Origin of the sequence: Novosphingobium resinovorum, assembly GCF_001742225.1 — a bacterium.
Taxonomy (GTDB): Bacteria; Pseudomonadota; Alphaproteobacteria; order Sphingomonadales; family Sphingomonadaceae; genus Novosphingobium; species Novosphingobium resinovorum_A.
The window spans coordinates 61,121-74,374 of the sequence record NZ_CP017077.1 but is presented as its reverse complement, the minus strand read 5'-3'; the positions used below and the strand labels follow the sequence as shown (position 1 = coordinate 74,374).

The window sequence follows — 13,254 nt, the reverse complement described above, 5'->3', positions numbered from 1 at the left end:
CCCTTCAACTAGCGTGGGCGACAAGCCGCGCCACTTCCAGGAAGGCGAACACGATGACGGCAACTTCAATCTTCACCACCGCCGCCCTTGCAGCTGCGGCAGTCACTTCGTCGGGTGCTGCAGGAGCCCAGACAGCCCCGCATCCGACGGTGGTCCTAGTCCACGGTGGCTTCGTCGATGGTTCAGGGTGGCTCGGCGTCTATCAGGAACTCAAGAATGATGGCTATCCGGTCATTATCGTTCAGAACCCGACCAACTCGCTCGCCGACGACGTCGCTGTAACCCGGCGCGCGATCGCCGGCGCTAAAAGCGACGTCATTCTCGTCGGCCACTCCTACGGCGGCGTCGTGGTCTCCGAAGCGGGCAATGACCCCAAGGTCTCTCGGCTCGTCTATATCGCCGCCTTCGCTCCCGACACAGACGAATCCGTCGCCGCGCTGATTGCCAATCCCGCTCCCGGCGCGCCCGTTCCTCCGATCCTGCCTCCAATCGACGGCTTCCTCATGCTCGATCAGGAGAAGTTCGCCGCTTCCTTTGCCGCTGACGTAGCCCCGGACGAAGCACAGTTCATGGCGGATTCGCAAGTTCCCTGGGGCGTGGCAGCGCTCGAGGGCAAGGTCACGAAGCCCGCATGGCGGGCCAAACCGAGCTGGTATCTGGTGGCTCGCGATGACAAGATGATACCGCCCGCCGCCCAGCGGGCCATGGCGAACCGGGCCGGCGCTACGGTCAGCGAGACGCCTGGTAGCCATGCCGTCTATGTTGCCAACCCTAAAGCTGTCGCTGCCTTGATTGAACGCGTGGCTACCGCGACGCTGGCCAGTAAGTAAGGAAACATCCGCTCGCCCGTGTCCTTGCGAGGCGAGCGGAATGTCCGGAGGTGGAGATGGTAACATCTGGCCGATTAGTCGAAGTCGCGACGGTGCCGCTTGGCCTCTCCGCGCGAAGTATGCTGACATTGCGTGCCCGCGCACTCTTCAAGTCCCGGCTACTGATGGCCGAGGTCGACTATGGCGAACACGGCGTCGAGCAGAACGCCGAATTCCCGCGCTGGGAGGATGCATTCTCGATCGGGATTCGGTACCGGCCTGAAGTCAGCGAAACGTCCGTTCACGGCAAGCGGTTCGACTTCGAGGCTCGCGCTGGCTTCGCGCACATTCTCTATTTGTCAGCCGTCGATTTCGTTGATTTCAGCTCCGGACGCCATAGCATCGAAATGGTGCTGCCCCGCGCCTTCATGCGGCAGATCGCCGAGGACCTCGAAGTTCCCGCCGTTACGCACCTTGGCAACGATGCCTGCTTCCTGACCTTCGACCCCGTGCTCGTCTCGATGGCAAACCGAATTCGGCCATATTTCGACGATCCTGACATGCTGGATACCCTCTATGCCGACAGCTTTATGTGGGCCTTTGGGATCTACATGATGAGCCGTTATGGGGATCTCGCCTCCCACCGACCATATGTCGGAGGACTGTCGACCTGGCAGGAGCGGCTCGCCAAGGAACTGATCGAGATTAACCTTGCGGACGGTGTCGCGCTCGAAGAGCTGGCGCGATGCTGCGACCTTCGGGTCAGCCAATTTGCTCATGCTTTCCGGCGCTCCGTTGGCTTGCCGCCCTACCAATGGCTGATCCATCGCCGGGTGACACGGGCGACAGACCTGCTGCGGGGCCGCCGTCTGAGCCTCGCTGAAATCGCAAACCAGTGCGGGTTCGCCGACCAGGCGCACTTCACTCGCGTCTTTCACAAACGGGTCGGTGTCGCCCCAGCGGTCTGGCGAAAGCAAAACTGATCCAAGGTCGGGAAATTCGGATGCTTGTTGCGATATTCGAGGCCAGACGGGCGATCGATGACGCCGCAGGACCGCGGGCAATCTCAGCCGTAAAGATCGTTGCGCATGGCATCGTCGTAAAACACGTCCATGGCATCCGCGGTCGCCGCATCCTGCTGGTTCATCGCTGCGAGCATCTGTCCAGGCGTAGGCAAGGTGCGGCGATCGATCCTGGATTCAGGGGCCCATAGTTTTGCCCGGTTGACCGCCTTACCGCAATGAAACAGCACCTCGATCACAGAGACGACGATAGCCGTCTTTGGCGTCTTCTTGCCCTCTGCAAGGCTCGCACACAGGTCGGCATCATCGGTGATCCGGCCGCGCCCATTAATCCGCATGAAGACGTCGAGGCCGGGAAAGATGAACAGCATTCCAAGACGGTCGTCCTCGACGAGATTGCGCATGGATTCGATCCGATTGTTTCCCGGCCAGTCGGCGAACGCGACCGTTTTGGCATCCAGCACCCTGACGAAGCCTGCGGGCCCGCCCCTGGGGGATGCATCGAGGCCACTATGCCGGCCGGTCGCAAGGCAGAAAAACGTGGCCTTGGCGAGATAGTCCCTGTGGAACGAGATCAGTTCCGGCATCACTGACTTCTGGATGTGCTCCAGAGGCGGATCGTAAAGCCGGTCCAGGTCTGGCGTCGGGCATGAGGGGCATTGCTGGGTCAAAGGGGTTCTCCTGTTCGACGAAGCTAGCGGACTTGGCGGGGCGGCGCTAAGCTATCGCGGCCATTCAGTAGCGAGTTACCGCCATGATCGAGGAAAGATTTGCCCTCGCAGCGAGCGACGCGCTCGAGCCCGTCATTATCGCCATCTACGAGACGCAGGCGGAGTACCGCCATCTTGGAATGCACCAGCATCCGCGGGGGCAATTGTCCGGTTTACGCCGCGGTATACTGACGATGGGCACCGAGGCGGGCGCTTGGGTCGTGCCGGCCGATCACGCAGCGTGGCTTCCCCCGAGGCAGCCGCACTATGGCTATACCCATGGTGCGGTGGATGGCTGGAGTTGTTATATCTCAGAGTCGGCTTGTGCGTCTTTGCCCAACCGCCCCTGTACGATAAAAGCCTCTGCTCTGCTTCGGGAGGCGGTGATCCGGGCCTCGCGATGGGATGGGGGCGCGATGGACGAGCCCCAAGAGCGCATAGCCCTGCTCATCCTCGACGAACTTCGGGCTGCTCCTGTAGAACCATTCAGTCTAGCCATGCCACGCGACCCGCGCCTGCTCCTTATCGCACGCGCCCTCCTTGACGATCCCGGAGATCGCCGCGGTATGGACGCTTGGGCCCTATGGGCCGGCGTCTCGGAACGGACCCTCAGCCGCCGCTTCGTCGCCGAAACCGGTTATAGCTATACCACCTGGCGCCAACGGGCGCGGCTTATGCGCGCGCTGGAGATGCTTGCCGAAGGCGGGGCGGTGACGACTGTCGCGCTTGATCTTGGCTACGATAGTGTGAGTGCCTTCATCGCGATGTTCAAGCGGATGCTAGGTGAAACGCCGGCAGTGTACTTCAACGGAGCCTAAGTCAGCCGATCGCTGAATATTCGCCTTGCTGTCGAAATGCTGAAAGCCGGAAGCGAAATGGTCCCGACCCCCGTCTTATATTCAGGAAACGCACGACAAACAGGTCTTTTCCGCGTTCGCCTGTGACTGCTTAACAACCGGCATGGGTGGTGGGTTCAACGGGTGGTGGCAACACTTTAATCTTTGAATGAAGATGGAGTGCGAGCCATGAGTTATCGTCGCAGGATATATTACTCGTCTGCACAGCGGGCGGAGATATGGGACCGTTGGCAGCGCGGTGAGTCTATGAGTTCAATCGGTCGCAGGTTTGATCGGGAGTCCTCATCGGTGTTTTCGGTGATATCGCCGAGCGGAGGTATCCGGCCTCCTGAACGCAAGCGTGGTAGGCAGGCCTTGAGCCTTGCGGAACGTGAAGAGATATCCCGTGGGTTGAGCGCAGGTGTCGCGCTGCGTTCGATAGCGCGAGGCTTGGCGCGCGCGCCCTCGACCATCAGCCGTGATATCAAGCGTAATGGCGGTCCGGGACGATACCGCGCGGCGGCATCGGATCAGGCGGCTTGGGATCGCGGGCTGCGGCCGAAGGTATGCAAGCTGGCTTGTGAACCCGCTTTGTGTTGCGCAGTATCAGCCAAGCTGCGGCGCAAATGGTCTCCGGAACAGATTGCGGGGTGGCTGAGGCGCGCGTTCCCGGGGGAGCTGCACAGGCAGGTGTCACATGAGACGATCTATAGAAGCCTTTATATACAGGCGCGTGGGGTCCTGAAGAAGGAACTGCTGGAGCATCTGCGCGCACGACGTACGATCCGCCGTTCCCGCCATGCCAGCCTCAAGCGCCATGGCCTTGGACAGATCAAGGATATGGTCTCCATCAGCGAAAGGCCTGCCTGCATCGAGGACCGCGCCATTCCCGGGCATTGGGAAGGCGACCTGATCGGCGGCACTAAGAACAGCTATATCGCCACGCTGGTCGAGCGACAGTCGCGCTACGTCATGTTGGTCAAGGTCGCCAACAAGGACACACGGAGCGTCGTATCAGGGCTGATCAGGCAGACCCAAAAGCTGCCGCGCGAGCTTTACAGGTCGCTCACCTGGGACCGGGGCAAGGAGCTTGCCGATCATCGGCGCCTGACGCTGGCCAGTGACGTCGAAGTCTATTTCTGCGATCCGCAATCGCCTTGGCAACGCGGTACCAACGAAAACACCAACCGTCTGCTGCGCCAATATTTCCCCAAGGGAATCGATCTGTCGCTATATAGCCAGGCGAAGCTGAGCGCCGTGGCGCGTCAGCTCAACGAACGCCCTCGCAAAACGCTCGACTACCAAACACCCGCAGAGCGTTTTCAGGCATGTGTTGCCGCCACCCGTTGAACCCGCCGTGCTTATTGGCCGATAGCTATCGCGTCGCAAATGGCTTGGTCCGGCGTGAGCCGACGTTTCCGCCACCGATCCGGAATGGCGAGTATTGGTCGACACCTGCCAGATTGCGGACCGTCCGCACCTGGAGCGCTGAAAACGGGTGCTGAGCGTCTTACAAGGGTCGACATCAGTGGGCGGCTGATATGCGCCCATGCACGAACCCGCTTCGCGGGAGGGCGCATGGTGCATTGTAGCGTGTTATATGTAGGCCTTTAGCGGGGCGAGACTGGCAGTTCTTCAACGGAGAGGAACTTGCCATGACTGTCTCGATCAATACCGCCCCGATCAGCCCGCTGCGCCAGCGGATGCAGCACGACATGATGATGCGGGGCCTCGGTCCCCACACCCAGCAGGATTACGTGCGGCATGTGAAGCGCCTTGCAGCCTTCCTGGGGCGCCCTCCCGATACGGCAACGGAAGAGGACCTTCGCCGCTTTCAGCTCATGCAGCATGAGAGCGGGGTCAGGCCGAGCACCATCAACGGCACCGTGTCGGCCTTGCGCTTCCTGTATAACGTCACGCTCAGGCGACGCGATCTGGCGCGGGCCCTGGTCGTCACCCGCATCGTGCCCCGGCTGCCCGAAGTGCTGAGCGTCGAGGAGGCAGCGCGGCTGCTGCAGTCCGCGCCCGGCATGAAGTACAAGGCGGCGCTGGGCGTGGCTTATGGCGCGGGCCTGCGCGTGTCGGAGGTGGCCCACCTCAAGGTCGACGACATCGACAGCACGCGCATGCTGATCCGGGTCGAACAGGGCAAGGGAGGCAAGGATCGCAATGCGATGCTCTCGCCCCAGCTGCTCGAGCTGCTGCGGATGTGGTGGCGTGAGGGGCACAAGCGCGGGGTGCTGATTGCGCATGGCTGGCTGTTCCCCGGCCAGAACGTCACCGACCCCATCTCGACCCGGCAACTGCACCGCGCGGTTCAGGAGGCGGCCGAGGTGGCGGGCATCCGCAAGCGCGTCAGCCCGCACACCCTGCGCCATTCCTTCGCCACGCACCTGCTCGAGCAGGATGTCGATATCCGCGTGATCCAGGTCCTGCTGGGCCACAGCAAGCTGGAGACCACCGCACTCTACACCAAGGTGTCGACCCGCACGATCCACGCCGTGTCGAGCCCGCTCGACCAGTTGATGGCGCTGATGGAAGGCAAGGCACCCACAGGGTCGGCCGACGCCGGTTGAACCGGTGCGCGCCGACCTCGAGGTCGCGGACATCTTCCGTTCTGCAGGACCAGCCTACCGGGCGGCCCATGCCGGGCACCTGAGCCTTACCCAGCTCAAGGTGATGTCCGCGATCGAGACCTGCCGCACCGCGGCCTTGGGCGGTCACGTCGAGGCCTGTGAGGACTGCGGACACTGGCGGGTCGCCTACAACAGCTGTCGCAACCGGCATTGCCCAAAATGCCAGGGCGCCGCGGCACGCACCTGGCTGGCCGAACGGGAGGCCGACCTGCTTCCCGTCGGCTATTTCCACGTTGTCTTCACGCTGCCCGCCGAGGTCGCGGACATCGCATTCCAGAACAAGGCTCTGCTCTACGACGTGCTGTTCAAGGCGGCCGCGCAGACGATGCTGACCATCGCCGCCGATCCCCGCCATCTGGGCGCCCGGATCGGGATCACCGCCGTGCTGCATACCTGGGGGTCGGCAATGACTCACCATCCGCATGTTCACATGATCGTGCCGGGCGGCGGTATCGCGCCCGATGCAAGTCGCTGGATATCCTCGCGTCCGGCCTTCCTCCTGCCCGTGCGCGTTCTGGGTGCGCTGTTCCGCCAGCTCTTCCTCGCCCGGCTGAACGCGCTGCACGATGCCGGCAAGCTCGCCTTCTTCGGCTCCCTGACCGATCTGACAAAGCGGCGGGCCTTCCAGCGCCACCTTGCCCCGGCGCGTAAGAAGCGCTGGGTGGTCTATGCCAAACCGCCCTTTGCCGGCCCCGAAGCGGTGCTCGCTTACCTGTCGCGCTATACCCACCGCGTCGCCATCTCGAACCGGCGCCTGATCGCCTTCGACGAAAACGGCGTGACCTTGCGCTACAAGGATTACCGCCGCGATGGACCCGAACGCCAGCGTGCCATGACGCTCACCGCCGACGAGTTCATCCGCCGCTTCCTGCTCCACGTCCTGCCACGCGGCTTCCACCGCATCCGCCATTACGGCCTGCTCGCCAGCGCCGCGCGCCACGACAATCTCGCGCTCGCCCGCCGCCTGCTTGCCGTCACACCGGAGACGCAGGTGCCAGAGCCCGAAGCCGAGCCCGGCACCTGCGCGCCATGCCCGTGCTGCGGCGGGCGCATGATCGTCATTGAAAACTTCCCACGCTGGAGCCAGCCCCGCGCACCGCCCAAGCCAACCCCGCCGATCCGGGAGCGCATCGCATGACCCGGCATGATCCGCCTGCCGCGATGGCCACGCAAAGCGCGCGATGGTCAAAGGGCCGACTTGCCCCCGGCACGCGCCGCGCCCACGTCCGCTCCTGGCATCAACATCGACAGCCTGGCAAACACATCTCCGGCGCATCCAGACACCGACCGCTGCGCTGCTGTCGTGCCTCCATCAAAGCGCGCACTTCACCCCGCCACACCACACGAAAGCGCAAATCCCCATAGCCCACTCTACCGGGCACGCGGGTTCCTGCATGGGAGGCTTTCGTACGCAAGCGCCCGAAACCCTTCACCATCCAGGCCGTTCAATTAGGAAAATGGCGCGCCTATGAGCGGTCAGTCCGCTTATGACGGGGGCTGGGACAAAGCCGTCATTGGGTGGCGATAAGTTGAGCATCCGCTATCGTCAGGAGCCGACATTCAGCGGTCACCCGCAGCGGCGCCGATTCGAAGCGAGCCGTACATCAATTCGAAACCTCTGGCCCGAGCAACAGCCGCATCGCACGAAAATCGAACGTGTAGCTGCCGTTGGCCGTCAATGCGGGCTGTCCAAGATTGCCAAGAACGAGCGCCGTCTTGTGGCCCTCCAACGTAACGGCCACATCCTGTTCGACGACGGTTGCCGCCCCTGCAGTGATCGTCAGTCGGGGTTCGATTGCAACATCGCCTTCGGTGCTGCCACCCAGGCCCAATGTCGTGTCTCGCTTACTCGACCAAAGGCGCGCGCGATCGGCAAATCTGGCAGCATAGCTTGCATGGAGGCTGCTTCGGTTTGCCCCCGTGTCGATGCTCACCAGGCCCTTGCGCCCCGCGATCTCCACCTCGGCCAGCGGAGTCAGCTGCCTCATGTAGAGCGTCGCTCCCGACCTGAGCAACGGTCCCGCCCGATCGATCGCGAACGTGCCGTCAGCATCGATCCGAAATCGACCGAGCTGCGCCAGCGCGGGGCAGCCAAGTATCGCCTCGATCTGATAGTCGGCTAGCGGAGACCGGATGAACAATGCGCTGTCCGGTACAACGATCGCCACTACATTCCGAAGGGTGACGCCGCCAACCGGAAGCCTGTGAATGACAGCGATTCGTGTTGGCACCGAGTGGCCGGTCAATCCCACCGCTTGTGCGCGGGTATCGCGAACCGCCAATCGCATCCGTCGGGCCGCGCTCTCGGTTACAACGGAAAGGTTAGCCCCTGTATCGATATTCCACGAGAGCGTGACGCCGCGCACTCTTAGATCGACATTCCGCGTGCCCAGCACATTGCGGTAACTGCGCAAGGTTGCCGTACTGCTGCCTGTCGCCTTGGGTCCGGACACGTCGCGCAACACCGCCACCGTTCCGAGTTCCTCGCGCAGATCGGCAAGCTTGTCGGGATCGGCGGGCTTGCCATGGGCCGCAAGCCACCACACGATCAACGCATATTCCTTCTTGTACGCGCCCTGCCGGAAATAGGATTCGAGCAGCGCCTCAAATGCGGCATGTGCCCGGGGAGAATGGGATTGTTCCAATATTGCCAAGCATCGCTGGAGCGATTTCGAGGCTTCCTTGATACGGTTCTCGCGGTTGGCAATCACGCCCTCGACCGCGCAGCGCTCGGCGCCTTCTGGCATCGCCTGCGCGAGCGTCCGCGCCTCGTCGATGTCCCATCTTGCGAGCGCGGCGTCGACCGGCAGCGGGTTCTCTGCTGGCGAGGAGGCATTGAGGGGCGCCGCGGCGGCAGCCGCCACGGAAAGAATGGCATGCACCGCCATGCCGTGACCTCCAAACCCGACGCCCATCACGCTGCCACGGCCTTGGCGCGGCGACGCACATCGCTGATCGTCAACGGGATTGCCGAGACGAGGAAGTAGGAGGCGGCGACTTCGCCCACGATCCTGCCGCTCGGCCGTTCGACGACAGCGAGCGTGCCGAAGCCGAAGAGGCTCCAATGGCCCGCGCAGCGTAGCACCCTTGTCCGGGCGCCTTCCTCGGAATCCGGTAGATTGCCGATGAACCTGCGCACGGCGGGATCAGCCGACAGCGCCAGAATCGCCCGCTCGTCTCCAGGTTCATAGGGACGTAGGAGGAGCCGATTGGTGTCGATCATACGTGTCCTGAAAGAAGTGGGCCAAAGGCCTCAGCCGCCGCGCAAGCAGGTGCAGACGAAGCGGACGAGCTCGCCGCTCAGCTCCAGATCCTCCGGCGTGTCGCCCAGGAAGCCGCCATGGGGCATCGCCTCGAAGACGTGAAGCTCGGCAGGAACGCCAGCCTTTCGCAGGGCGCGATGCATGCGGACGGTGTTGGAGAGGAGAAGATCGCGGGTGCCGGATTGCAGCAGCGTCGGCGGCAGGCCGGAAAGGTCGCCGAACAGCGGGGAGAGAGCGGGATCGGAGAGGTCCGCGCCGCTGGCATAGAGCAGGTTCGCCGCGCGCAGCGGCAGGGGCAGCATGAGGTCCACCAGACGGTTCACTTCGAAGCTGTCCCCTGACTCCGTCAGGTCCACCTCGGGCGACAGCAGCACCAACCCGGCCGGCATGGGGAGCCCCGCCTCCCGCGCGCGCAGCAGCATGGCAACAGCAAGGTTCCCCCCGGCCGACCGGCCGCCAATGACCACATTCGATGGCGCATGCCGCTCGAGCACATGGCCATAGGCCGCCAGCGTATCGTCCAGTGCTGCGGGATAGGGATGCTCGGGCGGCGTCCGATAGTCGACACCGTAGCAGCACACGCCATGCAGGTCCGCCTGCATCTGCGCGCCGACCCGGCATGCCTCGCCGCCGCCAAATACCAGTGCGCCACCGTGCAGATCGAGATAGGCGGCCCCGGTGACGATCGCGGTCTCGGGCGTAGCGACGTGGACGAGGGTATTGCCGACCCGGACGGTTTCGACGCTGGCGCGCAACGTGCCCGCAAGACCCTTGATGCTGGCGGCATAGTGCGCATCCACCGCTGCCTTGATCCGAACCCAGCCTTCGTGATCCTCGGGATCCGGCATCGGGTACTTGGCATTGATCGGCATGCCGTCGGCGCCGACGAGACGGTTCAGTGCGGCACGCGCCTCCGCGCTGATCGAGCGGGGAGCGGGAAGCACGCGGGCGGGCAACCGCACACCGAAGCTTTGTTCATCCATGAGCGCGGTCCTCGATTGGTAGTTTTCTTTGTTGTACGATGAGGATGCGGGGCCTTCTCCCGCTCTCGTCAGTCCTCATCCTGCCACCTACGCAGGTCGGTCTGGTCACGATAGGCCATGCGATCCGGCGTGGTGATGAATTCCATCGTCGTACCCCACGGCATGCGGCAATAGCAGACCTTGTTTCCAGGACCTTTCTCGGTTGCATAGGGGATGGCGCGCGGCGCCGTCAGCGGGGTACCGCCCGCTTTCTCGAAGCGCTCGACCGATGCGTCGATGTCATCGGTGTAGAGAGCGAAGTGCGTGATGCCAAAGTCGCTCGCCCGGATCGGCTGGGCTTGCTCGGGACCGTGCATTTCGAAGAGCTCGATATCGGGTCCGGTCCCGATCTTGACCATCGCCTGGGCGCGTACGACCGTTCCGGGGAACGCGCCAACGGCCCGCTCGAATTCGGGTCCTTGCCGCGGCGGATCCTGAGGACCGAAAGACTGATAGATCACCTGGCCACCGAAGGCTTCCGCCAAGAACGATTTTGCGGCTTCGATGTCGGGCACCGTGATGCCGATATGATTGACGCCGCGAATGACGGGTGCGGTCATGACAGTTTTCCTTTGCTGTTTATTCGATCTATCGACTCGCCCACGGCCGCGCGGGCGCCGAGTTTCAATTGATCTTGAGGAATGCAATCAGGGCGGCTGCGACTTCATCCGGCCGCTCGTCTGCCACATAGTGGCTGCACCGCGCGATCGAACCGCCCGTCACATTGGTGGCGAACTCCTTGAGCATCGGCGCCATCTGCGCACCGAAGCGCTGATCCCCACCCAGGCCAAGCACCGGGATGTCGAGCCGTTGCTTCTTGTACTCGAGCGCGGCCGCATGGTCGGCGGCGAGGGTGCGATACCATTCCATGCCGCCACGCGTGCGGCCGGGAAGCGCCATCGCCTTTGCGTAGATCTCGATGTCCAGCGGATCGAAGCTGCTGTGATCGTAGAACCGCTCTGCCATGAAGGTCGAAACATAGTCATATTCCCGGCCGTGGATCAGGCGCTCGGGCAGATCGCGGTTCATATGGAAGCTGAAGTGCCAGAGCTTGGCGGTCGTCGCCTCCCATCCAGTCCAGCCGGGAAGCGGAACGTCGAGGACGGCCAAGTGAGTAACAGTCTGCCGATAGATGGCGGCCTGCGGCAAGGCGACCATTCCGCCGATGTCATGCCCGCACACCGCGTAGCGCTCATGCCCAAGGGCAACCATGACTTCGTGCGCGTCGCGCGCCATCGTCGCCTTGTCATAGCCGCCCTGCGGACAGTCGGAAAAGCCCGCGCCGCGCAGATCGATGGCCACCACGCTGAAATGCTCGGCCAGCAATGGCATCACATGGTGCCATTCCCACCATGTTTCCGGCCAGCCGTGAAGCAGAAGGATGGGCGGACCTGAGCCTCCGGTGACGGCGTTGATCTTGATGCCATTCACCGGCACCAACTGCTGGGTAAACCCCTTCAAAGCTGCGATCATGATCGCTCTCCAATCAGGTGTTGGCGTTCAAACGGGGTCGAAATCGGTGGCGATCGTGATCTCGCGCCAGGCGTCGATATCGCTGCGGAACGCAGCCAGCTTTCGCTCGGCGATCGCGTGCGCGGCCGGCCCGAGCGGCAGATGGAGCGGGGCGTCATCGGCGTCGACGGCCTGAAGGATCACTGCGACCGCCTTATCGGGGTCGCCCGCCTGATTGCCGTCGTTGGTGTCCCGATAGTGCTTGCGGGAGGTCGCGGCGTATTCCGGCATTGCGTTGGCCGCCATCGTTATCGAACGGCCAAGGAAATCGGTACGGAACGGTCCAGGCTCGACGATCAACACACGAATGCCGAACTGTTCGAGCTCGCCGGCGAGCGCCTCCGAAATCCCTTCCACCGCAAACTTGGCGGCGTGGTAATAGCCTCCGCCGCCGCGGCCCTCGATGCCGGCACCGGACGACATGTTGACAATTGTCCCGCCCGCCCGTCGCAGCACGGGTAGCGCGGCTCTGGTGATTTCGATCAGACCGAAAACGTCCACCTCGAACATCGGCCGATATTCCTCGGGCGTGCCTTCCTCGATCGCGCCGAACAATGCGTAGCCGGCATTGTTCACGAGCACGTCGAACCCGCCGAAGGCCTCGACCGCTTTTGCGACCGCCGCCTTGGCTGCCGCCGCGTCGGTCACATCGAGTGGCAAGGTGATCATGCGGCCTCCGAAAGGCTTGGCCATTTCCTCGATCGTCCTGACATTGCGCGCCGTCGCGATGACCCGATCGCCGCGCTGTGCTGCAGCGAGGGCAAGCCGCCGGCCGAAGCCGCTCGAACAGCCTGTGATAAGCCACGTTTTCATAACTTCTTCTCCCTTGTTTTCAGACGTTGCAGCCGCTGACCGTGGTGTCCGGCGCAGACCTGGAGAGATTAGCCACCGACGCAATCGACACGCACCGACGCTCTGCTCAGAGCGGCTTCACGAGGCTGCGCTGCGGTTTAAGGGCGGTGACGATGTCGACGTCAGCCATGACCTGGGCGGTCTCCGGCGAATTGAGCGCCGCTTCCATGGCAGCCGCGTCTCGGAAGTTGACGACGCCAACCGCGATGAGCCCGGCGCCATCACCTTGCGGAAAGAACCCGCCGGCGCTGACCAGCCCGTACGGTCCCCAGCTGTCTCGCACGAGCGGGAAGTGCACGTTGATCCAATGATCGCGGTCGAACGGCGTTTGTTCATCGCCCGCATAGGTCACCAGCATCGTGATCATTATCGAAGTCCTCATTTGTAAGCATCGGAGCGGGCCGCTGCGTTCTGCCGCGGCTCCGAAAATCTCTTTGCTTAGTCCGGATGAGCTTCCCTTGGGCTCCACAGCCAAGCGGCCGCCCTCATGGGCGGGGGAATCCAGCTAAGGAAGCACCTCCAGACGATGGCATGAATCTAGGTGTTTAGATTTGTTCTTGAACTGACATAACTGTACTATCCGCGTTCAGTT

The 13,254-nt window shown here is 63.1% G+C and carries 14 protein-coding genes; 6 read left to right on the top strand and 8 right to left on the bottom strand.

Annotated features, from left to right (window positions below; translation table 11 throughout):
• Nucleotides 1-53 precede the first annotated feature (53 nt).
• Entirely contained in the window at nucleotides 54-830 is a 777-nt protein-coding gene (locus BES08_RS25370; protein ID WP_083274815.1) for an alpha/beta fold hydrolase, read from the top strand.
• A 164-nt stretch (nucleotides 831-994) separates the two neighbouring features.
• Complete coding sequence (locus BES08_RS25365; RefSeq protein WP_231958425.1) at nucleotides 995-1,792, top strand: helix-turn-helix domain-containing protein; 798 nt, start codon at nucleotides 995-997, stop codon at nucleotides 1,790-1,792.
• A gap of 83 nt (nucleotides 1,793-1,875) precedes the next feature.
• On the opposite strand, the gene BES08_RS25360 is transcribed toward BES08_RS25365, so the two are convergent.
• Nucleotides 1,876-2,502, bottom strand: coding sequence for an MSMEG_1061 family FMN-dependent PPOX-type flavoprotein (locus BES08_RS25360; protein WP_069709659.1), 627 nt, complete (start codon nucleotides 2,500-2,502; stop codon nucleotides 1,876-1,878).
• Nucleotides 2,503-2,585: 83 nt separating this feature from the next.
• Here BES08_RS25360 and BES08_RS25355 point away from each other — a divergent pair, with 83 nt between their 5' ends.
• The 4 genes from BES08_RS25355 (at nucleotide 2,586) to BES08_RS25340 (ending at nucleotide 7,151) form a co-directional block, all read left to right on the top strand.
• Nucleotides 2,586-3,359 carry an AraC family transcriptional regulator gene (locus BES08_RS25355; RefSeq protein ID WP_069709658.1) on the top strand — a complete coding sequence of 258 codons (774 nt, stop codon included), beginning with the start codon at nucleotides 2,586-2,588 and terminating at the stop codon, nucleotides 3,357-3,359.
• Nucleotides 3,360-3,566: 207 nt separating this feature from the next.
• Nucleotides 3,567-4,727: an IS30 family transposase gene (locus tag BES08_RS25350; protein ID WP_069709657.1), complete on the top strand. Its 1,161-nt coding sequence runs from the start codon at nucleotides 3,567-3,569 to the stop codon at nucleotides 4,725-4,727.
• Nucleotides 4,728-5,032: 305 nt separating this feature from the next.
• Complete coding sequence (locus tag BES08_RS25345; protein WP_069709043.1) at nucleotides 5,033-5,953, top strand: tyrosine-type recombinase/integrase; 921 nt, start codon at nucleotides 5,033-5,035, stop codon at nucleotides 5,951-5,953.
• A 4-nt stretch (nucleotides 5,954-5,957) separates the two neighbouring features.
• Nucleotides 5,958-7,151 carry an IS91 family transposase gene (locus BES08_RS25340; protein ID WP_069709042.1) on the top strand — a complete coding sequence of 398 codons (1,194 nt, stop codon included), beginning with the start codon at nucleotides 5,958-5,960 and terminating at the stop codon, nucleotides 7,149-7,151.
• A gap of 466 nt (nucleotides 7,152-7,617) precedes the next feature.
• On the opposite strand, the gene BES08_RS25335 is transcribed toward BES08_RS25340, so the two are convergent.
• From BES08_RS25335 to BES08_RS25305, 7 genes are all read right to left on the bottom strand, one after another.
• Entirely contained in the window at nucleotides 7,618-8,901 is a 1,284-nt protein-coding gene (locus BES08_RS25335) for a pepsin/retropepsin-like aspartic protease family protein (RefSeq protein WP_069709656.1), read from the bottom strand.
• Nucleotides 8,902-8,927: 26 nt separating this feature from the next.
• A complete protein-coding gene (locus BES08_RS25330; protein WP_069709655.1) occupies nucleotides 8,928-9,236 on the bottom strand; it encodes a GNAT family N-acetyltransferase in 309 nt (102 codons plus the stop codon).
• A 30-nt stretch (nucleotides 9,237-9,266) separates the two neighbouring features.
• A complete protein-coding gene (locus BES08_RS25325) occupies nucleotides 9,267-10,259 on the bottom strand; it encodes an alpha/beta hydrolase (protein ID WP_069709654.1) in 993 nt (330 codons plus the stop codon).
• A gap of 68 nt (nucleotides 10,260-10,327) precedes the next feature.
• Nucleotides 10,328-10,858, bottom strand: coding sequence for a VOC family protein (locus BES08_RS25320; protein ID WP_069709653.1), 531 nt, complete (start codon nucleotides 10,856-10,858; stop codon nucleotides 10,328-10,330).
• A gap of 64 nt (nucleotides 10,859-10,922) precedes the next feature.
• Complete coding sequence (locus BES08_RS25315) at nucleotides 10,923-11,771, bottom strand: alpha/beta fold hydrolase (RefSeq protein WP_069709652.1); 849 nt, start codon at nucleotides 11,769-11,771, stop codon at nucleotides 10,923-10,925.
• A 27-nt stretch (nucleotides 11,772-11,798) separates the two neighbouring features.
• Complete coding sequence (locus BES08_RS25310; protein WP_069709651.1) at nucleotides 11,799-12,623, bottom strand: oxidoreductase; 825 nt, start codon at nucleotides 12,621-12,623, stop codon at nucleotides 11,799-11,801.
• A gap of 106 nt (nucleotides 12,624-12,729) precedes the next feature.
• Nucleotides 12,730-13,029 carry an EthD family reductase gene (locus BES08_RS25305; RefSeq protein ID WP_069709650.1) on the bottom strand — a complete coding sequence of 100 codons (300 nt, stop codon included), beginning with the start codon at nucleotides 13,027-13,029 and terminating at the stop codon, nucleotides 12,730-12,732.
• Nucleotides 13,030-13,254 lie beyond the last annotated feature (225 nt).